The following is a 19,803-nucleotide window of genomic DNA, read 5'->3' on the forward strand; positions in this document are numbered from 1 at the left end:
CTCATACTGCCAACCTCTTCTGCAGACGCTTCACCACAGTGGACGCGCCGAAACTGATAACAAAGTACACCGCACCGGCAAAAATCAGGAACTCGTGCGATTGCCCCATGATGTCGCCGCGCGCGCGCGCGGCATTGAGGAAGTCGATCAAACCGACGGCATAGACCAGCGAGGTATCCTGGAACAGGATGATGGACTGCTGCAAAAGCAGCGGCGTCATCTTGCGGAAGGCCTGCGGCAGCATGATCAGGCGCATCGCCTGACCGTAGTTCATGCCCAGGGCGTAAGCGGCATTGAGCTGCCCCTTGGAGATCGACTGGATACCGGCACGCACGATCTCGCAGTAGTAGGCAGCCTCGAACATCACGAACGCCACCAGGCAGGAAGTGAAGGCGCCGACGGCGATAAACTCGCCGGTGATCCAGTTCAGGATCATCGGCACCGCCAGGTAGAACCAGGTGATCACCAGCAGCAGCGGAATGGAGCGGAAGTAGTTGACGTAGGCCTTGGCCAAGCCGGACAGCACGGTATTGCTGGACATGCGCGCCAGCGCCAGCACGGTGCCGAGGACGATGCCGCCCAGCACCGCCAGTGCCAGCAGCTGCAGCGTCAGCTTCATGCCGTCCCACAGGCTGGGCAACGACGGGATAATCTGGCTGAAATCCATTATTTGGCTCCTCCCATCATGCCGGGAATGCGCACTTTCTTCTCGATCAGGTTCATCAGCGTCATCAGGCTCATGTTGAGCACGAAGTAGATCACCGTGGCCAGGGTAAACGCCTCAAAGATATTGGCGCTGAATTCCGCAGTCTGCTTGGTCTGCGCCAGCAGCTCCATCAGGCCGATCAGCGATGCCACCGAGGAGTTCTTAAAGATGTTGAGGAACTCGCTGGTGAGCGGCGGGATGATGACACGGAACGCCTGCGGCAGCAGCACGTAGCGGTAGGTCTGCCCGATGCTGAAACCGACCGCCAGCGCGGCGGCACTCTGGCCACGGGGCAGCGCCTGGATGCCGGTGCGCACCTGCTCGCACACCCGCGCCGCGGTAAACAGCGCCAGGCACACCACTACCGAGATATAGGCCGAGGTCGCCGGGTTCAGCTCTTGCTTGAACCAGATCTGCGTCGCTTCCGGCAGGTAGTCCGGCACCACGAAATACCACATGAACAGCTGCACCAGCAGCGGCACGTTGCGGAACAGCTCGACATAGGCGGTGGCAATCGCCGGTAGCACCTTGCCCGGCAGGGTGCGCATCACGCCCAGCACCGAGCCGATGGCCAGCGCCGCGATCCAGGCCACCAGCGCCACCGCGATGGTCCAGCCCAGACCGGAAATAAACCAGTCGAGGTAGATTTCGCTGCCGATGCCTGTGGACTTGAAGAAGATGTTCCAGTCCCAGTTGTAATTCATACATTGTCTCCAAAGAAAAAGGGGCGCAAGCCGCGCCCCTTCGCAAGCGGGTGGGGACATGCCCCGGCCCGGTTACGTTGGCCGCAACCTGAACAGACCCGCTTGGGTGTTCATGCAGTAATTACATCTGCTCGGCAGACTTGTCGTTCGGCTTGGCAACCAGTTCCTTGAACTCGTCGGACATCGGGAAATTCAGGTTCAGGCCTTTTGGCGGTACCGGGCTCATGAACCACTTGCTGTAGATCTTGTTGATCTCACCGGATTTGTAGGTGGCCTTGATTGCGTCGTCCACCACTTTCTTGAAGGCCGGGTCTTCCTTGCGCAGCATGCAGCCGTAGATTTCGAAGGACTGCGGCTTGCCGGTCACCACCCAGTTGCCCGGATTCTTGGCCTTGGCCATTTCACCGTACAGCAGCGCATCGTCCATCATGAAGGCAACGGCACGGCCCGATTCCAGCATCAGGAACGACTCGCCGTGATCCTTGGCGGAGATGATGTTCATGCCCATCTGCTTCTCGGCGTTCATCGCCTTGAGCAGACGCTCGGAAGTGGTACCGGCGGTGGTCACCACGTTCTTGCCCTTCAGGTCCGGGAAGTCCTTGACACCGGAAGTCTTGGCGGCCATCAGGCGGGTGCCGATCTCGAAAATGCCGACGGAGAAGGTAACCTGCTTCTGGCGCTCCAGGTTGTTGGTGGTGGAACCGCACTCCAGGTCCACGGTGCCGTTCTGTACCAGCGGGATGCGGGTCTGCGAGGTCACCAGGTTGTAGCGCACCTGCAGGTTGGGCATCTTCAGCTGTTTCTTGACCGCCTCGACCACCTTCAGCTGCAGGTCGTGCGAGTAGCCGATCGGCTTGCTCGGGTCGTTCGCCAGGTAGGAGAACGGGATAGAGGCATCACGGTGGCCGAGCACGATCACGCCGGAGCTCTTGATCTTGTCCAGGGTACCTTCGGCCATGGCCGGAGCGGCAAAGGCGGAAGCGATGACAGCGGTAGTCAGCAGACGAGTCGTAAGACGCATTGGTTTCTCCATTTTCTCTTGGGTTTTGCTGCTTTTATCAAGCCGTACCGACCAGGTATGGCCCGGAAACCTGGCACCGCCGGTGCGGCGGTGCCGGCAGGCAATCAGCTCATCGGGGTGAGCAATTGCCGTAAAAACTGTTGTGCCCGTTCGTGTTGCGGGTTCTTGAAAAATGCTTCCGGCGGCGCCTGTTCCACGATCTTGCCGTGGTCGATGAACACCACCCGGTCGGCCACTTCGCGGGCAAAGCCCATTTCGTGGGTGACCACCATCATGGTCATGCCGGATTCGGCCAGATCCTTCATCACCTTCAGCACTTCGCCGATCATCTCCGGGTCCAGCGCGGAGGTCGGTTCGTCGAACAGCATCACCCGCGGTTCCATCGCCAGGCCGCGGGCGATGGCCACGCGCTGCTGCTGGCCACCGGACAGCTGCGCCGGGAAGGCATCCTTCTTGTGGGCGAGGCCGACCCGCTCCAGCAGCGCCACCGCCTGCTTGTCGGCGGCAGCCTTGTCCATACCCTTGACCTTGATCGGCGACAGCGTGATGTTGTCCACCACCGACAGGTGCGGGTAGAGGTTGAAGTGCTGGAACACGAAACCGACTTCGGCGCGCAGCGCGTTGAGATCGGTTTTCGGATCGGCGACGTTCTTGCCGTCGACCCAAATCTCGCCCTCGTTGATGCTCTCCAGCTGGTTCACGGTGCGGATCATGGTCGACTTGCCGGAGCCGGACGGCCCGCACACCACCACCACTTCACCCTGCGCCACCTGCAGGTCTATCCCGTTCAGTACGTGCAAGTCCTTGAACCACTTGTGGACATTGTTGAAACGAATCATCGCTTTTCCTTTAATTCCTGTGACAGCCAGCCTCACGGTGCGGCACGGTCCGCATCATTGCAAACGGATTGTGCTGCGGCCAACCTGGTACAGCAAGCCGCAACGCAACATGGTCAGCCGCGCGCGGCGGCCAGATGGTTGGCCAGCGCCACATACTGCTGCACGCTCAGCGTCTCGGCACGGGCCGCCGGGTCGATGCCCAGCGACTGCAGGGCCTCGTCGCCGATCACGCCCTTGAGGTTGTTGCGCAAGGTCTTGCGCCGCTGGGCAAAGGCCTGCGCCACGATCTCTTCCAGCAGCGCCTCGTCGCTTGCCACACCGCAGCGACCGGCATCAGGAATCATCCTTACCACCGCGGAATCCACTTTCGGTGGCGGGTAGAATGCACCCGGCGGTACCAGCAAGATCTGTTCCATGTCGAAACGGTACTGCAACATCACCGTCAGACGGCCGTAATCCGGCGTCGACGGCGCCGCCACCATGCGGTCGACCACCTCTTTTTGCAGCATGAAATGCATGTCGGTGACGCGGTTGCCGTAGCGGGCAAGGTGGAACAGCAGCGGGGTAGAGATGTTGTACGGCAGGTTGCCGACCAGCTTGAACGGGCCGTCGCAGACGCTGCCGAAATCGAAGGCCAGCGCATCGCCCTCGTGGATGGTCAGCCGCTTGGGCGGGATCTCGCCGCGCAGGCGGCTGATGATGTCGCGGTCGATCTCCACCACATGCAGGTGGTCTAGCCGCTGCAGCAGCGGCCTGGTCAGCGCGCCGAGGCCGGGGCCGATCTCGATCACCACATCGCCAGGCCGGGCGCCGACGGCGCTGACGATGTCCTCGATCACCTTGCTGTCCTGCAGGAAGTTCTGGCCGAAACGCTTGCGCGGAATGTGTTTGCTCATTGCTACTTTCTGGATGAAAAACGGCGACAGGCCCGGCCGGCGCTGGCGGGCGAATACTGTCGCACAAAGATAAAGTCCTGACTCAAGCATAGCGGCGATCGTGCCGCGCGCCAGTACAACGCCATGACACGGCTACCGCCGGCATGGTGTCCGGAAATCCGGACAGCGGCCGGCCGGCACGTACGCCTCACCGGATAAGGCCCTGCATTCCCCACGCCAGCAGGGCGTAACGGCTGGCCTTGCCCAGCGTAATCCACAGCACGCAGGGCCAGAACGCCAGCCGCAACCAGCCGGCGGCCAGCGGCAGCGCGTCGCCGGCCAGCGGCACCCAGCTCAGCCACAGCGCCGCCGGGCCGAAACGCCCGAACCACGCCGCCGCCCGCGGCGGCAGCGGCCCGGGCGGCACACAGCGCCCCAGCCACAGACTGCTGACGCTGCCCAGCGCATTGGCGGCGGTGGCGACCAGCAGCGCCGGCCACAGCAGCTCCGGACGCTGCAGCAGCAAGGCGCCCAGCGCCAGCTCGGAATTGCCCGGCAGCACGGTGGCGGACAGGAACGCCGACGCCGCCAGGCCGCCCAGCAGCAGCCAGCTGCTCACTCAGACGGCAAACACGAAGTCGCAGCCGGCGGCGTGACCGACCACCGCCGACAGCGTGGCGCCGAACTCCTTGCCGTCGCGCGCCGCCAGCCACTGCCCGTCGCGCAGCGCGAAGTGGAAACCGCCGCTCCTGGCCGCGATCCACAGCTCCCGGTTCGGCACGTGGCGGTTGATCACCACCTTCTCGCCGCTGTCGAACTCGATTTCCAGCACATTCCCCATCTTCAGGCAATCCAGATCCAGCTCCGCCTCGTCCAGTGCCGCTTCGATGCGCGTGAAAATACCGTCGGTGAGGGTCAGGAATTCGCTTTCAGTCATGGGAAAGTCCTAAAGGTTGGCCGCATGGCTTGGGGTGGGAGGCTCGCGCCTGTTAGACTGCGATTTTGCCATAGCTACCGGATTCCGTATGCGTACTGCGCTGATGTTTGTCCTTGTCGCCACCGTTGTCACCGCCTGCGGCTTCAAGGGTCCGCTGTATCTGCCGGCCCCGGCCGGCCAGCAACAGGCCGCTTCGTGACAGACTGCCATTCTCCGCCGCCGGCCGGCATCCGTGTCGCCGTAGCCGGAGCAGGACGGAAGGTTGGCCGCATCGGCAGGCAGCCAACGGCAACATGAAGAACCTGGGGAGTGCCGGATCATCCCCGGGAGCAGGGGCGCGGCGGTGGCGTGGAATGGCCGTCGGCCTCGATTCAGCCCGGCACCAGGCTCTGTGCCGCCTGCAGCAGCAGATCCAGTGACAGGCCACCGCTGGTCTGGCGCAATGCCAGCAACTCGTCGCGGTGCGCACGCGCCAGACGCTGCACCAGCTCCTCGCCCTTTGATGACAGGCTGATCTCGACACAACGGCGGTCGCCACGTCCCGGATTGCGCACGATCAGCTGCTGCGCCTCGCAGCGGCTGACCAGCCCGACCACGCTGTGGTGGTGGGACTGCAGCCGCTGCGCCAGCTCTGCCACCGTCGCCCAGTTACGTCCCGGATAGCCGCGCAATTGCAGCAACAACTGGTATTGCAGCGGGGTAATACCGTTGTTCTGGGCCAGTTCCTCGCTGAAACGCAGGAACAGGCGCAGCCGGTAGCGGAAATCGGCCAGACGCTCGAAGTCGTCCTTGGACAGGGAGGGAGGGGAAGAAAGCATCATGGCGGCAACACCAGGCAACAGGCCCGTCAGCGTAACAGATTTCCGCACCGCCGGCAGCGCCGCCGGCCGGTGCTACGCCGCCATGCTCAATGCTGCAAGCCGGCGTAGCAGACCGGTGAACTGCGCAGGGTGGCATCCTGCCAGTAACTCCGTGCGGCCAGGCGCGCCTCAAGAAAGCTCGCCAGGGCCCGCACCGGATTAAACTGGCCATCCTCACCATCGTACAGCAGCACCACTTCGCCAGCCGCCGCCGCCTCGAGCAGCGCCTGCCAGCGTGGAGGGTTGGCAGCCAGATCGGACCAGTAGGTTTCACAGAACAGCGGATAACGCAGCGGGTCACGCTGCAGCCAGGCCAGCAGCCCCGGCGCCGGCAGTGTCCGCGGCAGCCAGTGCGCGCGCGGCAGACTGCCGCGAGGCAGGGCTGCCGGCCAGCGGGCGGCGAGCAGGAACACGTTGTCGCATTGCTGCGGACACTGGCTGGCCGGCAACAGCCGGATGGCAGAGGTCGTTGCCGCTGTCGTCATAGCAGGGGCACCGCAATCAGCGCTACCAGCAATGCCCACAACAGGGCCCCGACGGTAAACACGGTGTAGGCCAGCGATTCGGTACGCACCGAATCATCATGCTCGAACATGGCGTCCAGGCCGTGATAGATGAGCAGGCCGGAAGCCAGCAACCCGAGCAGGCCGATCGCCATGTTGAAGAACGGCAACGGCAGCAGCAGCGACAGTGCCGACAGCCAGATCGGCAGCGGTGCCAGCGCCGCCAGGTGGTAGCAATCGGCATACGGCGGCCGCGCCTCGGCATGTACCGCCAGGCGGATGAAGCCGGCCATCAGGTGCACGCTGAACCAGTTCAGCAGCAGGAACAGCATGATCACCGCCTCCCACTGCGCCAACGGTACCTGTGGCGCGTACACCTTGCCATTGAAGTAGGCGGCATACCACAGCATGCCGGCGGCAAACAGTGATGCCGGCAACACAATGCTGAAGAAGGATCGCGAGACCGAAAGGTGGTGGCCGGCAACTTCGTCCCAGCCGTGGTGAGAAGACAGCAACATGCGAAGCGGGGTAAGCGGGGTCATGGTAGCACTCCTTGCTGACGTTGCGGATGGGCACGACAGGGCACATCCTGTCCTGAAATATATCGCATTGCGATACAAATACAAGGTGCTTATCGAGCCGCGCCGGCACCGGAACCGGCACTGTCCTGCACCTGCCGCGCTGCAATATCGCGGTACAGGCCGTACTGGCAAGGCTTGCGCCGGTCATTTCCCGTCAATGTTTTGCATGGCAACAACGACCTCGCCGGCCCGTGCGGTAATCCGGGGGGCTGCTCAAGGCAATGCGGCCAACCTTTACCGGTTGGCCGCAATGTTTGTGCATGTTCCGGCGCAGGGCCGGTACCTGTTCATTCTGCCGCGGCTGCCGGCCGGACCTGCTGCAGGCGGCGTTGCTTCCAGTAGCCCAGCAGCCCGGCGCCGGAGTACAGCGCCAGCCCGCTCCAGATCAGTGCGAAACCGATGGCGCGTTCCGGGCCGAACGGCTCCTGGTACAGCAGCACGCCCAGCAGCAGCTGGATGGTCGGGCCGAGGTACTGGATCAGGCCGACGGTGGCCAGCTTCAGCCGCCGCGCGCCGCTGGCGAACAGCAGCAGCGGGATGGCGGTGACGATGCCGCCGCCGACCAGCAGCAGGTCGGTCGCGAGGCCGAGGTGGCCGAAGCCGCCGCTGCCATTGGCCTCGAACCACAGCAGCGCCGCCGCCGCCAGCGGCAGCATCAGGAAGGTTTCCAGCGCCAGCCCCTCCAGCGATGGCAACGACGCCTGCTTGCGCAGCAGGCCGTAGACGCCGAAGGTGCCGGCCAGCCCCAGCGCCACCCACGGCAGGCTGCCGACGCCGATGGTGATTAACGCCACGCCGAGGGTGGCGAGGCCGACGGCGCCGGCCTGCGGCCGCGTCAGCCGTTCGCCGAGGAAGAAGCGCCCCAGCAGCACGTTGACCAGCGGGTTGATGAAGTAGCCGAGGCTGGCCTCCACCACGCGGCCGTCGTTGACCGCCCAGATATAGATCAGCCAGTTCAGCGACAACAGCAAGGAGGACAGCGCGAAGATGCCGAGGCGGCGGGTGTCGCGCACGCTATCGGCCAGCCAGCCCCAGTTGCGCTGCAGCAGCAGGATCAGCGCCACGAACACGGCCGACCACACGATGCGGTGGCACAGGATCTGCAACGCCGGCACGTCGTGCAGCGGCTTCCAGTACAGCGGGAACAGGCCCCAGATGAAAAAGGCGCCGACGGCATAGAGCACGCCGCGCGAGGTTTCCTGACGGGAGGTAGGCATGGAAGGCACCGCAAAGAAAGGTTGGCCACAAGCCGGCTGGCGGCCGGGGTCGATGGTGCACTCTACCGCCCGCTGCTGCACGGCTCAATGGCGGGGACGGAACGCTGTGTTCTGCCTGCCGCCGCCGGCCATGCATGCTGCACTGGCACATAAGCCGCACCGGCCGTGGCAAAACGACAATTATATTGACGTTTACGTTTACGTCACCTAGTCTGCGCCCGATGCCGTACCCGCCGGCCATCGCCACAAAAAGACGCCACAGGCGCTACAACTAGAAATAGGGATTGCCAGCAAGCGCCGCTCACAAGGCCGGCCTCGCCCCGTTGCCACAAGCACAGAATGATGGAGGAGAAACCATGTCGATACGCCACGTCGAACTGGAAGACAAGTACACGGCCGCTAGCGGACAGGTGCTGCTGAACGGCATCCAGGCGCTGGTGCGCCTGCCGATGATGCAGCAGGACCGCGACCGCGCCGCCGGGCTGAACACCGCCGGCTACGTCACCGGCTACCGCGGCTCGCCGCTGGGCAACGTCGACCTGACCATGCAGAAGGCGGAGAAATACCTCAAGGCGCACAACGTGGTGTTCCACCCCGGCCTCAACGAGGATCTGGCCGCCACCGCGGTGTGGGGCACGCAGCAGGTCAACCTGTTCGACGGCGCCAAGTACGACGGCGTGTACGCGCTGTGGTACGGCAAGGGCCCGGGCGTGGACCGCTCCGGCGACGTGATCAAGCACGGCAACGTGGCCGGCACCAGCCGCCACGGCGGCGTGCTGCTGATCTGCGGCGACGACCACGCCGCTAAATCCTCCACCTTCCCGCACCAGTCCGACCACATCCTGGCCGCCAGCATGATCCCGGTGCTGTCGCCATCCGGCGTGCAGGAGGTGATCGACTACGGCCTGCACGGCTGGGCGATGAGCCGCTACTCCGGCTGCTGGGTGTCGATCAAGGCGATCACCGACACCATCGAAAGCTCGGCGGTGGTCGACATCAGCCCGGATCGCGTCAACTGCGTGATCCCCGACGACTTTCCGCTGCCGGAGGACGGGCTGTCCATCCGCTGGCCGGACAGCCCGCTGGCGCAGGAAAAGCGCGTGCTGCACCACCGCCTGTACGCGGCGCTGGCCTACGCCCGCGTCAACAAGCTCAACCACGTGACGCTGGATTCGCCCAAGGCGCGCCTCGGCATCATCACCTGTGGCAAATCGTATCTCGACGTGATGCAGGCACTGGACGACCTCGGCATCGACGAAACGTTGGCCGCCGACATCGGCCTGCGCATCTTCAAGGTGGGCATGGTGTGGCCGCTGGAGCCGGAAGGCGTGCGCCACTTTGCCGAGGGGCTGGACGAGATCCTGGTGATCGAGGAAAAGCGCCAGATCATCGAGTACCAGCTCAAGGAACAGCTGTACAACTGGCGCGACGACGTGCGTCCGCGCGTGGTGGGCAAGTTCGCCGAAAAAGGCGAATGGGCGCTGCCGCACGGCGACTGGCTGCTGCCGGCCGCCGGCGAGCTGACCCCGGCGATGATCGCGCGCGCCATCGCCAGCCGGCTGGCCAATATCTTCGACAGCCCGGTGATCCACGACCGCCTGAAGTTCTACGACGACAAGGAGGCGCAGCTGGTCAAGCCGCGCGAATCCATCGCCCGCGTGCCGCACTACTGCTCCGGCTGTCCGCACAACACCTCCACCAAGGTGCCGGAAGGCAGCCGCGCGGTGGCCGGCATCGGCTGCCACTACATGGCGCACTGGATCGAGGCCGACAGCACCAAGACCTTCACCCAGATGGGCGGCGAGGGCATTACCTGGCTGGGCCAGGCGCCGTTCACCACCACCCGCCACATCTTCACCAACCTGGGCGACGGCACCTACTTCCACTCCGGCCTCTTGGCGATCCGCGCCGCGGTGGCCGGCAAGGTGAATATTACCTACAAGATCCTGTACAACGACGCGGTGGCGATGACCGGCGGCCAGCACGTGGACGGCTACCTGGACGTGCCGATGATCACCCGCCAGGTGGCGGCCGAGGGCGTCGCGCGCATCGTGATCACCAGCGACGACCCGGACAAGTACCGCACCGCGCACGGGCTGAAGGAAGGGCTGGCACCGGGGGTCGAGGTATTCCACCGCCGCGAGCTGGACCGCATCCAGCGCGAGCTGCGCGAGGTGGAAGGCACCACGATACTGATCCACGACCAGACCTGTGCCGCCGAGAAGCGCCGCCGCCGCAAGCGCGGCGAATTCCCGGACCCGGACCGCCGTATCTTCATCAACGAACGCGTGTGCGAGGGCTGCGGCGACTGCAGCAAGAAGTCCGGCTGCCTGTCGGTACTGCCGGTGGAAACGCCACTGGGCCGCAAGCGCAAGATCGACCAGTCCAGCTGCAACAAGGACTACAGCTGCGTCGAGGGCTTCTGCCCCAGCTTCGTCAGCGTCGCCGGCGCCAGGCTGAAAAAGTCCGGCGCCAACAAGGCCGGCCTCGACAATATGGGCGCGCTGCCGGCGCCGCGGCTGCCGGCGCTGCACGAGCCGTACGGCATCATGATTACCGGCGTCGGCGGTACCGGCGTGGTCACCATCGGCCAGGTACTGGCGATGGCCGCCCACCTCGACAACAAGGGCATCACCGTGCTGGACATGGCGGGCCTCGCGCAGAAGGGCGGCTCGGTGTGGTCGCACGTGCGCATCGCCGACCGCCAGGACAAGCTGCACGCAGTACGCATCGCCGCCGGCGACGCCAACCTGGTGCTGGGCTGCGACCTGGTGGTCACCGCCGCCGAGGAGGCGCTGGCCAAGATGCGCGACGGCTTCAGCCACGTGGTGGTCAACAGCTACGAATCGCCGACCAGCGCCTTCCTGAAGAACCCGGACGTGCGCTTCCCGGCGCGGGCGATGAAGGACGCGATCATCGAAGCGGTGGGTGCGGCCAACTTTGCCGAAGTCAACGCCACCCGCATCGCCACCGCGCTGATGGGCGACGCCATTGCCGCCAACATGTTCATGCTCGGTCACGCCTGGCAGCAGGGGCTGGTGCCGGTATCGCTGGAAGCGATCATGAAAGCCATCGAGCTGAATGGTGCCGCGGTCCGGTTCAACCAGGACGCCTTCAGCTGGGGCCGCCATGCCGCGCACGATCTGCTCAAGGTGGAGACGCTGGTGTCGCCGTCGGCAGTGGTGCAATTCGTTCCACGTGAAACCGTGGACGGCGTACTGCATCACCGCAGCAAGGAGCTGGTGGCCTATCAGGACGAAAAACTGGCCGAGCGTTACAAGGCGCTGGTGGCCAGCGTGCAGGCGGCGGAAGAACAGGCCAAGCCCGGCAGCAGCACGCTGACACTGGCAGTGGCGAAGAACTACTACCACCTGCTGGCCTACAAGGATGAGTACGAAGTGGCGCGCCTGTACAGTGACGGCGTGTTCCGGCGCGAGTTGGCCACACAGTTCGACGGCGACCTGAAGCTCACCTTCCACTTCGGTGCCAGCTGGATGACTGGCCACCAGCCGAAGAAGATCGACATCGGCCCGTGGGCGCTGAAGGCGATGGGCGTGCTGGCCAGGTTCAAGAGGCTGCGTGGCAGCGCGCTCGACCCGTTCGGCTACCAGGCCGACCGCAAGCTGGAGCGCGTGCTGATCAGCGAGTTCGAGACACTGGTAACCGGGCTGTGCGGCCAGCTGACGGCGGCCAACCTTGCCACCGCAACGGAGATGGTGAAGCTGTACGAAGGCATTCGCGGCTTCGGCCATGTCAAGGCAGCCGGCCTTGCCAGCGCCCGCGCCAGACTGGCGGAACTGCGCCAGGCGCTCACCGCGTTACCGCACGGCGGCAAGGATGCCGTGGCGTAAATGACAGTCAGGGCCCGTGCCGCGACAAAACAAGCGTCATGACAGTTGAGGGTGTTCGGGCGGGCCGGCGGCCCGCCCTTTTTTTGAACAGGTTCTTGGGGTCTGTTGACGTTTCGTTTGTGGATCGCAAACGAAACGTCAACAGACCCTACTGGTTGGCGCGCACCCAGCGGTGCCAGTGGCCGAACAGCTCCGGGTCCAGCGCCGCGATCACCGAGCGCTTCCACAGCGTGTCCGTCCAGTAGTCATCGGTATTGAGGCTGGCGATGCGGCCGCCGGCTTCTTCCAGGATCACCGCGCCGGCGGCGTAGTCCCACAGCCGCTGGCCGCCGTGCAGATACAGGTCGTAACGGCCGGCGGCGAGGAAGCACCAGTCCAGCGTGCTGGAGCCCATGCTGCGCTGGCTGCCGAACGGTGCCACGCTGCTCATGCGCGCCGCCAGCTTGCCGGAGCGCAGGTACTTGATCTCCACCGCGGCGATGGCGTCGCCCATGCTGTTGCGCGTGGTCTTCAGCGGCAGGCGGTTGCCGTTGAGGTAGGCGCCCTTGCCGCGCCGCGCGTAGAACATCTCGTCGGCCACCGGGTTGTAGATCACGCCCAGCTCGCTGATGCCGTTCACCATCAGCGCCACCGAGATGGCGAAGTAGGGCAGGCCGTTGACGAAATTGGTGGTGCCGTCGATGGGATCGACCACCCACAGCCCGTCCGGATTGGCCGCCCACAGCGCGTCCTGCTCCTCGCGCGTCATCTCCTCGCCCAGCACCGGGTGCGGCAGGATCTGTGGCAGGTCGCGCTGCAGCGCCTGCTGGCAGCCAAGATCGGCCTCGGTAAACAGCGAACCGTCGTCCTTGCGCGTCTTGCCGACGCGCAGAAAGCGCGGCATGACCTCGGTCTGGGCCACGTTACGGACGGTACGGATGACCTCGTCGACCACCTGCATGCACTTCTCCTGGGCGTCCGCCGGCAAGCGGACGGGTTGACACGGTTAGCAGGCCGGCGGCCCGCCGCCCGATCCGTCCCTGCGGGGGCGAACCGAAAACAGTGGTTGTTGCAATTGCAGCAAAACAAGCAAAATACCGCCATCACCACAGACTTTCAACACACCATGCCCAGGTTTTTTGTTGCCACGCCCCTCGCCGGCCTGCGTTTGCTGTCCCTTCCCGATCATGTCGTGCGCCATGTGCAGGTATTGCGGCTGAAAGAAGGCGACGCCATCACCCTGTTCGACGGCCGCGGCGGCGAGTACCAGGCCACGCTCACCGCCATCGCCAAGCGCGATGTCGACTGCGACATAAGCCGCTTTGACAACGTTGGCCGCGAGTCGCCGCTGTGGCTGGGGCTGGCGCAGGCGATCTCCAGTGGCGACCGCATGGAGTTCACGCTGCAGAAGGGGGTGGAGATGGGTGTCAGCGTGTTCCAGCCGCTGATGACCGAGCGCAGCATCGTCAAGCTGGCCGGCGACCGCGCCGACAAGCGCCTGGCGCGCTGGCAGGAGATCATCGTCTCCGCCTGCGAGCAGTGCGGACGCAACACCATCCCCGAGGTGCTGCCCATCCTGACGCTGAAGCAGTGGCTGTCGGCGAAGCCAGACGGCGACGCGCACCTGGTGCTGTCGCCGCTGGGCACGCAGCGGCTGGCCGACATCGCCACCGCACCGGTACGCGCGTGGCTGATGGCGGGGCCGGAGGGCGGGCTGTCGGCGGCGGAAGAGGCGGCGGCGATCGCTGGCGGCTGGACGCCGCTCAAGCTCGGCCCGCGCATCCTGCGCACCGAAACCGCGGCGCTGGCGGCGGCGGCGGCGATGCAGACGGTGTGGGGCGACTACGGCGCCTGAGACCGCGCTTGGCCGTTAAGCGCAGCGAACAAAACCCCTGATCCTGCGTTGCGCCGCCTTGCCGTACTACTTGTACTGTCTGCGTCGGTACGCCTAGTCTCAGGTGCTCTGCGAGGTTTTGTTCGCTGCGCTAAAACGATGCGGCCAACGTTGGCCGCAACGCCCTCGCCGGACTCCCGGCCAAATGAAAAACGGTGGCTGCATGCCACCGTTTTGCTTGCCCGTCGCGCGCCGCTCAGTGCCCGCTGCGGCGGTAGATCAGGCGGCGGTCGAACAGCGCCTCGTACTGGCCGAGGCGGAACTGGCCTTCTTCCGGCACCGCGCGGTCGTAGTTGTAGCGCAGGCCCTGGTATTCGATCCACGCCACGATCGGCAGGCCCAGATAGCTGCCCACCATTTCCGGCGACTTGGTCACCTCGCTGTCGGCCAGCAGCAGGCCGACGCGCTCCTGCGTCGTCACCGCGTCCTGCTGCTCGTCGCCGACCACCGTCACCAGCGGTTTCAGCGGGATGCCGCGCCGGCGCAGCTGGTACGCGTGCCACTGCATCAGCCAGCGCACCATCAGCGTCGGCAGCAGCACCGGGTGCACCTGCTTGCTGTCGTCGAACATGCACTTCACTTCGAAGCGGCTGCCGCATTGCGGGCATTCGGCGCGCGCCAGGATGAACACGCGGTCGACCACCATCAGCGCCACGCCGTGCATGGCCGCGGACTTGACCAGCTTCTTGCAGTGCGGGCAGTGCTTGGCAAAGCTGCTGACCTTGACGCCGCTGGGGAAGACCTGCGGCAGGAATCGATCTAGTCGATCGGGCTTGAGCATACTCGTCACGCTCCGGTGTATCAGGTAAAGCGCGATTATAACGCCGCGACGCGCAGCTGCTGCGTCAGACTGTGCGCCTCACCGGCGGCCAGCACCCGCGCGTCGGCGCCGGCATTGGCCGCCTCCAGGCACAGGAAGTGCTGCCAGCCGTCGGCGGACAGATCGGCAAGCTTGGCCGCGCCCTGCTGCCACGGTGTCCACACGACGGTGCTGGCGCTGCCGCTGCTCGCGAGCTGCAGCCGGCGCTGCCAGCCGGCATCGTGCAGCTGCAGCGGCGCGGCGCTGGCCACTACCGCATCGGTGGCCGCCTGCGGCATCCAGTCGCCGTCCGGCCAGCGCTTGAACTGGCCGTCGAGCTTGTCGTGGTACGGCGCCTGCGCCAGACCCAGCAGGCGCAGCCGGCGGATATCGCTGACCGCGACATAGCTGTGCAGCGCCTGGCTCAGCGGCTGCGGCGTCTTGCCGAGGTTGCGCGTGGTCAGCGTCAGCGACAGCTGCTGCGGGGCCAGCAGCAGCGTCAGCGACGCCTGCAGCTCGCCCTCGCGCGGGCCGTTGAGGCTGACATGGAAGCCGTCGTCGCTGCGCGCCACCGCGTTCACCGTCCACAGCGCGGTGCGCGCCACGCCGTGCTGCGGCCGGCTGCCGTCGGTCGGGTGGGGGCCGAACCACGGCCAGCACAGCGGGATGCCGCCGCGGATGGCCTTGCCCGGCTGCAGCTGCGCCTGCGGCGACAGGTACAGCAGCGGCTGGCCGCCGGCGGGAATGAAATCGAGCAGCTGGCCACCATACAGGCTGAGCACGGCGCTGAAATCCGGGTGGCTGAAGGCGAGGCCGGGCATGCCGGGGGCCAGTTCGATGGCACGCACGCCGGCGGGCAGCAGGTCGGGATGGACAGGGTGGGTCATGATGACATCCTTGCAGGCGTAGTAGCGGGGTGAGGGCTACAATGCAACAGTTTCTGCCGGCTTGCCAAGCGCGTTATGCCGCCGGCGTTCCGCGTTCCAACCCCCGTTTAAGGAGTGATGCCGTGAATTCACGCTGGATCGACATTCAAACCGCACAAGGCGAAACCTTCTCCGGTTACCTGACGCTGCCGCCGACCGGTAGCGGCCCCGGCATCGTGCTGGTGCAGGAGATCTGGGGCGTCAACGAACACATTCGCGCCGTGGCCGAGCAGTACGCGCTGGACGGCTACGTGGTGCTGGCGCCGGACGTGTTCTGGCGCCTGAGCCCGCGCGTGGACCTCCCCTACGACGACGCCGGCACGCAGCAGGCCTTCGGCTACTACCAGTCGGTGGACACCGCGCTGGCCGCCAGCGACGTGGCGGCGGCGGTGGCCACGCTGCGCCAGCTGCCGCAGGTCACGGGCAAGGTGGCGACGCTGGGCTTCTGCCTCGGTGGCCAGCTGGCCTACCGCGCCGCGGCGCTGAGCCGGGCCGACGCCGCGGTGTGCTACTACGGCGGCGGCATCCAGCAGCACCTGGACGTGACCGCCGACATCACCATGCCCATCCTGTTCCACTACGCGGCGCAGGACGGCCACATCAGCCAGGACATGGTGGCGGCGGTGAAGGCGGCCTTTGCCGGCAAGCCGAACGCGCAGTTCCACGACTACGCCGGCGTCGACCACGGCTTCAACTGCTGGGGCCGGCCGATGTACGACCAGCGCGCCGCGGCGCTGGCGCACGGCCGCAGCCTGCAGTTCCTGGCCGACGCGCTGGGCTGAGCGGGCGCACAGGGTTGGCCGCGCGCTTGCGGCCAAGCCTGACGCCTGTAGTCCGACTTTCCCTTACAATGCCGGCATGAACACGCCCAAACCCGCCTCCAAGCCGCACTATCTGCGCATCCGCGATTTCATTCTAGACGGTATCAGGAGCCGCAGCTTCGCCCCCGGCGCCAAGATTCCGCCCGAGGTGGAGCTGGCGAAGCAGTTCGGCGTGTCGCGCATGACCGTCAACAAGGCGATCCGCGATCTGGCCGAGGCCGGCGTGCTGCTGCGCTACGCCGGCGACGGCACCTACGTCGCCGAGCGCAAGGCGGAATCGCCGCTGCTGGACGTCAACAACATCGCCGAGGAGATCGCGCTGCGCGGCCACGCCTACCGCGCGGAGGTGCACTTCGTACGCGAGGAGGCCGCCAGCGAGGAGGTGGCGCTGCGACTGACGCTGGGCGTCGGCATGCCGGTGTTCCACTCGCTGATCGTGCACTTCGAGGACGACACCCCGATCCAGCTCGAAGACCGCTACATCAATCCGCAGTGGGCGCCGGACTACCTGGCGCAGGACTTCGGCCGCGACACGCCCAACGCCTACCTGATGCGCGCCTGTCCGCTGACCGATGTCGAGCACACCGTCGAGGCGGTGCTGCCGGACGTAGAGGCGCAGAGCCTGCTCGGGCTGCAGGCCAGCGAACCCTGCCTGCGCGTGCTGCGCCGCACCTGGTCCGGCAAGCACCTGGTCAGCTTCGCGCGGCTGCTGCACCCCGGAGCCGGCTACAAACTGCGCTCGCAGACGCGGGTACGCAAATAGTAAATGTATATACATTTACGCAACACCCGGAAACAGGCCACGCCAGCGCGTGGCCTTTTGTTTTTATTGGCTTTTTTGCCAGCCTGACGACCCGGAGCACCTCGCGCCGCCAACAATCCCGCCGCAGAAAAATCTTGACGCCCGCCTTGCGATCAACTAAATGTATATACAATTCATCGCAAAACAGCGGACACCACCATGAGCAGCAGCACCGACACCCTGTGGATCAACGCCCGTCTCGCCACCTTCGACGCGGCCAACCTTGCGCCGTACGGCGCGCTGGACGGCCACGCACTGTGGCTGCGTGACGGCCGCATCCACGCCGTGCTGCCGCAAACGCAGGCGCTGGCCGCCTTCGCCGGCAGCGGCGAGGTGCGCGACGCCAAGGGCGCGTGGATCACCCCCGGCTTCATCGACTGCCACACCCACCTGGTGTACGGCGGCAACCGCGCCGCGGAATGGGAAAAGCGCCTCACCGGCGTGCCCTACCAGCAGATCGCGGCCGAAGGCGGCGGCATCATCTCCACCGTGCGCGCCACCCGTGGCCTGGACGAGGACGAGCTGGCACTCACCAGCCTGCCGCGCCTGAAGGCGCTGATGAAGGAAGGCGTCACCACCATCGAGATGAAGTCCGGCTACGGCCTGACGCTGGCCGACGAGCTGAAGCAGCTGCGCGCCGCGCGCCGGCTGGAAGCGGCGCTGCCGGTGGAAGTGGCCACCACCTTGCTGTCCGCCCACGCGCTGCCGCCGGAATTCGCCGGTGACGCCGACGGCTACATCCGCCACGTGTGCGAGGTCATCATTCCCGCCGCGGCGCAGGAAGGGCTGGCCGAGGCGGTGGACGTGTTCTGCGAAGGCGTCGGCTTTTCGCCGGCGCAGACCCGCCAGGTGTTCGAAGCGGCACAGGCGCATGGTCTGAAAGTGAAGGGTCACGTCGAGCAGCTGTCCAACCTGCATGGCGCCGCGCTGGTGGCCGAATTCGGCGGCCTGTCCGCCGACCATATCGAATACCTGGACGACGCCGGCGTGGACGCGCTGGCCGAGGCCGGCACCGTGGCGGTGCTGCTGCCCGGCGCCTACTACTTCCTGCGCGAAACGCAGAAACCGCCGGTGGACAAGCTGCGTGCGGCCAAGGTGCCGATGGCGGTGTCCACCGACCTGAACCCGGGCACCAGCCCGTTCGCTTCCATTCGCCTCGCGATGAACCAGGCCTGCGTGCTGTTCGGCCTGACGCCGGAAGAAGCGCTGCTGGGCACCACCCGCCACGCGGCGCAGGCGCTGGGTCGCGGCGCCACGCACGGCCAGCTGGCCGCCGGCTATGTCGCCGACCTGCTGCTGTGGGACATCGACCATCCGGCCGAGATCGTGTACGGCCTCGGCACCAACCCGCTGACCCGCCGCGTGTTCCGTGGCGTGGTGCAGCACGAGGGATAAACCATGACTATCGACATGAGCATGTGGACTGGCCGCATCGACGCCGCCGAAGGCGACGCCGCCCGTCGCTGGCACCAGGTAGTGCAGCCGCTGGCCGCCGGTGCCGCGCCCGGCATCGCCATCCTCGGCTTTGCCTGCGACGAAGGCGTGCGCCGCAACCAGGGCCGCACCGGCGCCGCCGCCGGCCCGCAGGCCTTGCGCCGCGCACTGGCCAATCTGGCGTATCACCCGACGCTGCCGCTGTACGACGCCGGCACCATCAGCTGCGACGACGGCGATCTGGACGCCGCGCACCAAAGGTTGGCCGCACGCGTCAGCGCCATCGTCTACGCCGGCCACCTGCCGCTGGTGCTCGGCGGCGGCCACGAGACCGCCTACGGCCACTGGCTGGGCCTCGCCGACGCGCATCAGGACAAGCGTATCGGCGTCGTCAACTTCGACGCCCACTTCGACCTGCGCACCGCGGACGAAGCCACCAGCGGCACGCCGTTCGCGCAGATCGCCGCCGAGTGCGCCCGCCGTGGCCAGCACTTCCGCTACCTGTGCCTGGGCGTCGCCGAAACCGCCAACACCCGCGCGCTGTTCGACGCTGCGGCCAACCTTGGCGCCGAGTGGCGGCTGGACAGCGACATGACCGCCTGGCAGCTGGCCGACGCCCGCCACCAGCTGGCCGAGTTCATCGACAGCGTGGACGCGGTGTACCTGACCATCGACCTCGACGTATTGCCGGCGGCGCAGATGCCGGCGGTATCGGCCCCGGCCGGCTACGGCGTCGACATCAGCGTGGTGGAAGCGCTGGTCGGCAAGATCGCCAAGAGCGGCAAGCTGGTGGGCGCCGATCTGGTGGAATTCAACCCGGGATACGACATCGACAGCCACGGCGCCAAGGCGGCGGCGCGGCTGGCGTGGAGCATCGCCCGCAACCTGCGCCGATAGTTTTTATCGGCCACGAAACGGCAAAAACATTTTTGCCACGAAAGACACGAAAAACCTTTTTTAGCCACAGAATCCACGGAAAGACACAGAAATAAATTCAAAAGTACAGTGGTTTTTCTTCCGTGTTTTCTGTGGATTCTGTGGCAAATAGATTTTT

Annotated in this window: 21 protein-coding genes; 7 read left to right on the forward strand and 14 right to left on the reverse strand. The window is 65.8% G+C overall.

Translation table 11 applies throughout. The features are described from left to right. Nucleotide 1 precedes the first annotated feature (1 nt). The 7 genes from IE083_RS00635 to cyaY form a co-directional block, all read right to left on the reverse strand. The gene (locus IE083_RS00635) at nucleotides 2-667 is read right to left on the reverse strand and encodes an amino acid ABC transporter permease (RefSeq protein ID WP_189351705.1); all 666 of its coding nucleotides are present in this window, start codon (nucleotides 665-667) and stop codon (nucleotides 2-4) included. Then, nucleotides 667-1,410 (reverse strand): amino acid ABC transporter permease, encoded by a 744-nt coding sequence (locus IE083_RS00640; RefSeq protein WP_189351706.1) that lies wholly within the window; start codon nucleotides 1,408-1,410, stop codon nucleotides 667-669. Before IE083_RS00640 ends, IE083_RS00635 begins: the two co-directional genes overlap by 1 nt. 121 nt (nucleotides 1,411-1,531) lie before the next feature. Then, entirely contained in the window at nucleotides 1,532-2,431 is a 900-nt protein-coding gene (locus tag IE083_RS00645; protein WP_189351707.1) for a glutamate/aspartate ABC transporter substrate-binding protein, read from the reverse strand. Between the two features lie 104 nt (nucleotides 2,432-2,535). Next, complete coding sequence (locus IE083_RS00650) at nucleotides 2,536-3,270, reverse strand: amino acid ABC transporter ATP-binding protein (protein WP_189351708.1); 735 nt, start codon at nucleotides 3,268-3,270, stop codon at nucleotides 2,536-2,538. A 113-nt stretch (nucleotides 3,271-3,383) separates the two neighbouring features. After that, nucleotides 3,384-4,166, reverse strand: coding sequence for a 16S rRNA (adenine(1518)-N(6)/adenine(1519)-N(6))-dimethyltransferase RsmA (gene rsmA, locus IE083_RS00655; protein ID WP_189351709.1), 783 nt, complete (start codon nucleotides 4,164-4,166; stop codon nucleotides 3,384-3,386). Between the two features lie 187 nt (nucleotides 4,167-4,353). Then, a complete protein-coding gene (locus IE083_RS00660; protein WP_189351710.1) occupies nucleotides 4,354-4,764 on the reverse strand; it encodes a YqaA family protein in 411 nt (136 codons plus the stop codon). Beyond that, nucleotides 4,765-5,082, reverse strand: a complete 318-nt coding sequence (cyaY, locus tag IE083_RS00665; protein ID WP_189351711.1) for an iron donor protein CyaY — start codon at nucleotides 5,080-5,082, stop codon at nucleotides 4,765-4,767. Between the two features lie 88 nt (nucleotides 5,083-5,170). Between cyaY and lptM the strand changes: the two genes are divergently transcribed. Beyond that, nucleotides 5,171-5,281 carry an LPS translocon maturation chaperone LptM gene (gene lptM, locus IE083_RS16030; protein ID WP_189351712.1) on the forward strand — a complete coding sequence of 37 codons (111 nt, stop codon included), beginning with the start codon at nucleotides 5,171-5,173 and terminating at the stop codon, nucleotides 5,279-5,281. A gap of 172 nt (nucleotides 5,282-5,453) precedes the next feature. On the opposite strand, the gene IE083_RS00675 is transcribed toward lptM, so the two are convergent. The 4 genes from IE083_RS00675 to rarD form a co-directional block, all read right to left on the reverse strand. Next, entirely contained in the window at nucleotides 5,454-5,903 is a 450-nt protein-coding gene (locus IE083_RS00675; protein WP_229799521.1) for a MarR family transcriptional regulator, read from the reverse strand. Nucleotides 5,904-5,989: 86 nt separating this feature from the next. After that, nucleotides 5,990-6,427 (reverse strand): DUF488 family protein, N3 subclade, encoded by a 438-nt coding sequence (locus tag IE083_RS00680; protein WP_189351713.1) that lies wholly within the window; start codon nucleotides 6,425-6,427, stop codon nucleotides 5,990-5,992. After that, on the reverse strand, nucleotides 6,424-6,987 hold the full coding sequence (locus IE083_RS00685; protein ID WP_189351714.1) for a YIP1 family protein: 564 nt from the start codon (nucleotides 6,985-6,987) through the stop codon (nucleotides 6,424-6,426). The genes IE083_RS00680 and IE083_RS00685 overlap by 4 nt, the downstream gene beginning before the upstream one ends. 326 nt (nucleotides 6,988-7,313) lie before the next feature. Next, entirely contained in the window at nucleotides 7,314-8,243 is a 930-nt protein-coding gene (gene rarD, locus IE083_RS00690; RefSeq protein WP_189351715.1) for an EamA family transporter RarD, read from the reverse strand. Between the two features lie 356 nt (nucleotides 8,244-8,599). Between rarD and IE083_RS00695 the strand changes: the two genes are divergently transcribed. Next, entirely contained in the window at nucleotides 8,600-12,094 is a 3,495-nt protein-coding gene (locus IE083_RS00695) for an indolepyruvate ferredoxin oxidoreductase family protein (protein ID WP_189351716.1), read from the forward strand. A gap of 148 nt (nucleotides 12,095-12,242) precedes the next feature. Here the strand turns inward: IE083_RS00695 and IE083_RS00700 are convergent, their stop codons facing one another. Further along, nucleotides 12,243-13,028 (reverse strand): inositol monophosphatase family protein, encoded by a 786-nt coding sequence (locus IE083_RS00700; protein ID WP_229799528.1) that lies wholly within the window; start codon nucleotides 13,026-13,028, stop codon nucleotides 12,243-12,245. 171 nt (nucleotides 13,029-13,199) lie between these two features. Here IE083_RS00700 and IE083_RS00705 point away from each other — a divergent pair, with 171 nt between their 5' ends. After that, complete coding sequence (locus IE083_RS00705; RefSeq protein WP_189351718.1) at nucleotides 13,200-13,928, forward strand: 16S rRNA (uracil(1498)-N(3))-methyltransferase; 729 nt, start codon at nucleotides 13,200-13,202, stop codon at nucleotides 13,926-13,928. A 235-nt stretch (nucleotides 13,929-14,163) separates the two neighbouring features. On the opposite strand, the gene IE083_RS00710 is transcribed toward IE083_RS00705, so the two are convergent. Both IE083_RS00710 and IE083_RS00715 read right to left on the reverse strand, forming a co-directional pair. Further along, nucleotides 14,164-14,748 (reverse strand): hypothetical protein, encoded by a 585-nt coding sequence (locus tag IE083_RS00710; RefSeq protein WP_189351719.1) that lies wholly within the window; start codon nucleotides 14,746-14,748, stop codon nucleotides 14,164-14,166. 35 nt (nucleotides 14,749-14,783) lie between these two features. Continuing rightward, nucleotides 14,784-15,653 carry a D-hexose-6-phosphate mutarotase gene (locus IE083_RS00715; protein ID WP_189351720.1) on the reverse strand — a complete coding sequence of 290 codons (870 nt, stop codon included), beginning with the start codon at nucleotides 15,651-15,653 and terminating at the stop codon, nucleotides 14,784-14,786. A 122-nt stretch (nucleotides 15,654-15,775) separates the two neighbouring features. On the opposite strand from IE083_RS00715, the gene IE083_RS00720 reads away from it, so the two are divergent. From IE083_RS00720 to hutG, 4 genes are all read left to right on the forward strand, one after another. Next, nucleotides 15,776-16,474, forward strand: a complete 699-nt coding sequence (locus IE083_RS00720) for a dienelactone hydrolase family protein (protein ID WP_189351721.1) — start codon at nucleotides 15,776-15,778, stop codon at nucleotides 16,472-16,474. A gap of 76 nt (nucleotides 16,475-16,550) precedes the next feature. Beyond that, nucleotides 16,551-17,276, forward strand: coding sequence for a histidine utilization transcriptional repressor HutC (gene hutC, locus IE083_RS00725; protein WP_189351722.1), 726 nt, complete (start codon nucleotides 16,551-16,553; stop codon nucleotides 17,274-17,276). A 198-nt stretch (nucleotides 17,277-17,474) separates the two neighbouring features. Then, on the forward strand, nucleotides 17,475-18,710 hold the full coding sequence (hutI, locus tag IE083_RS00730) for an imidazolonepropionase (protein WP_189351723.1): 1,236 nt from the start codon (nucleotides 17,475-17,477) through the stop codon (nucleotides 18,708-18,710). Nucleotides 18,711-18,713: 3 nt separating this feature from the next. Then, nucleotides 18,714-19,646 (forward strand): formimidoylglutamase, encoded by a 933-nt coding sequence (gene hutG, locus IE083_RS00735; protein WP_229799522.1) that lies wholly within the window; start codon nucleotides 18,714-18,716, stop codon nucleotides 19,644-19,646. The last annotated feature ends 157 nt before the right edge of the window (nucleotides 19,647-19,803 follow it).

Origin of the sequence: Vogesella fluminis, assembly GCF_014652335.1 — a bacterium.
GTDB lineage: Bacteria > Pseudomonadota > Gammaproteobacteria > Burkholderiales > Chromobacteriaceae > Vogesella > Vogesella fluminis.

What these genes read in the sequence shown, in the direction of transcription:
- IE083_RS00635 (WP_189351705.1), bottom strand. Translation starts at nt 667, where the DNA reads ATGGATTTCAGCCAGATTATCCCGTCGTTGCCCAGCCTGTGGGACGGC.
- IE083_RS00640 (WP_189351706.1), bottom strand. Translation starts at nt 1,410, where the DNA reads ATGAATTACAACTGGGACTGGAACATCTTCTTCAAGTCCACAGGCATC.
- IE083_RS00645 (WP_189351707.1), bottom strand. Translation starts at nt 2,431, where the DNA reads ATGCGTCTTACGACTCGTCTGCTGACTACCGCTGTCATCGCTTCCGCC.
- IE083_RS00650 (WP_189351708.1), bottom strand. Translation starts at nt 3,270, where the DNA reads ATGATTCGTTTCAACAATGTCCACAAGTGGTTCAAGGACTTGCACGTA.
- rsmA (WP_189351709.1), bottom strand. Translation starts at nt 4,166, where the DNA reads ATGAGCAAACACATTCCGCGCAAGCGTTTCGGCCAGAACTTCCTGCAG.
- cyaY (WP_189351711.1), bottom strand. Translation starts at nt 5,082, where the DNA reads ATGACTGAAAGCGAATTCCTGACCCTCACCGACGGTATTTTCACGCGC.
- lptM (WP_189351712.1), top strand. Translation starts at nt 5,171, where the DNA reads ATGCGTACTGCGCTGATGTTTGTCCTTGTCGCCACCGTTGTCACCGCC.
- IE083_RS00675 (WP_229799521.1), bottom strand. Translation starts at nt 5,903, where the DNA reads ATGATGCTTTCTTCCCCTCCCTCCCTGTCCAAGGACGACTTCGAGCGT.
- IE083_RS00680 (WP_189351713.1), bottom strand. Translation starts at nt 6,427, where the DNA reads ATGACGACAGCGGCAACGACCTCTGCCATCCGGCTGTTGCCGGCCAGC.
- IE083_RS00685 (WP_189351714.1), bottom strand. Translation starts at nt 6,987, where the DNA reads ATGACCCCGCTTACCCCGCTTCGCATGTTGCTGTCTTCTCACCACGGC.
- rarD (WP_189351715.1), bottom strand. Translation starts at nt 8,243, where the DNA reads ATGCCTACCTCCCGTCAGGAAACCTCGCGCGGCGTGCTCTATGCCGTC.
- IE083_RS00695 (WP_189351716.1), top strand. Translation starts at nt 8,600, where the DNA reads ATGTCGATACGCCACGTCGAACTGGAAGACAAGTACACGGCCGCTAGC.
- IE083_RS00705 (WP_189351718.1), top strand. Translation starts at nt 13,200, where the DNA reads ATGCCCAGGTTTTTTGTTGCCACGCCCCTCGCCGGCCTGCGTTTGCTG.
- IE083_RS00710 (WP_189351719.1), bottom strand. Translation starts at nt 14,748, where the DNA reads ATGCTCAAGCCCGATCGACTAGATCGATTCCTGCCGCAGGTCTTCCCC.
- IE083_RS00715 (WP_189351720.1), bottom strand. Translation starts at nt 15,653, where the DNA reads ATGACCCACCCTGTCCATCCCGACCTGCTGCCCGCCGGCGTGCGTGCC.
- hutC (WP_189351722.1), top strand. Translation starts at nt 16,551, where the DNA reads ATGAACACGCCCAAACCCGCCTCCAAGCCGCACTATCTGCGCATCCGC.
- hutI (WP_189351723.1), top strand. Translation starts at nt 17,475, where the DNA reads ATGAGCAGCAGCACCGACACCCTGTGGATCAACGCCCGTCTCGCCACC.
- hutG (WP_229799522.1), top strand. Translation starts at nt 18,714, where the DNA reads ATGACTATCGACATGAGCATGTGGACTGGCCGCATCGACGCCGCCGAA.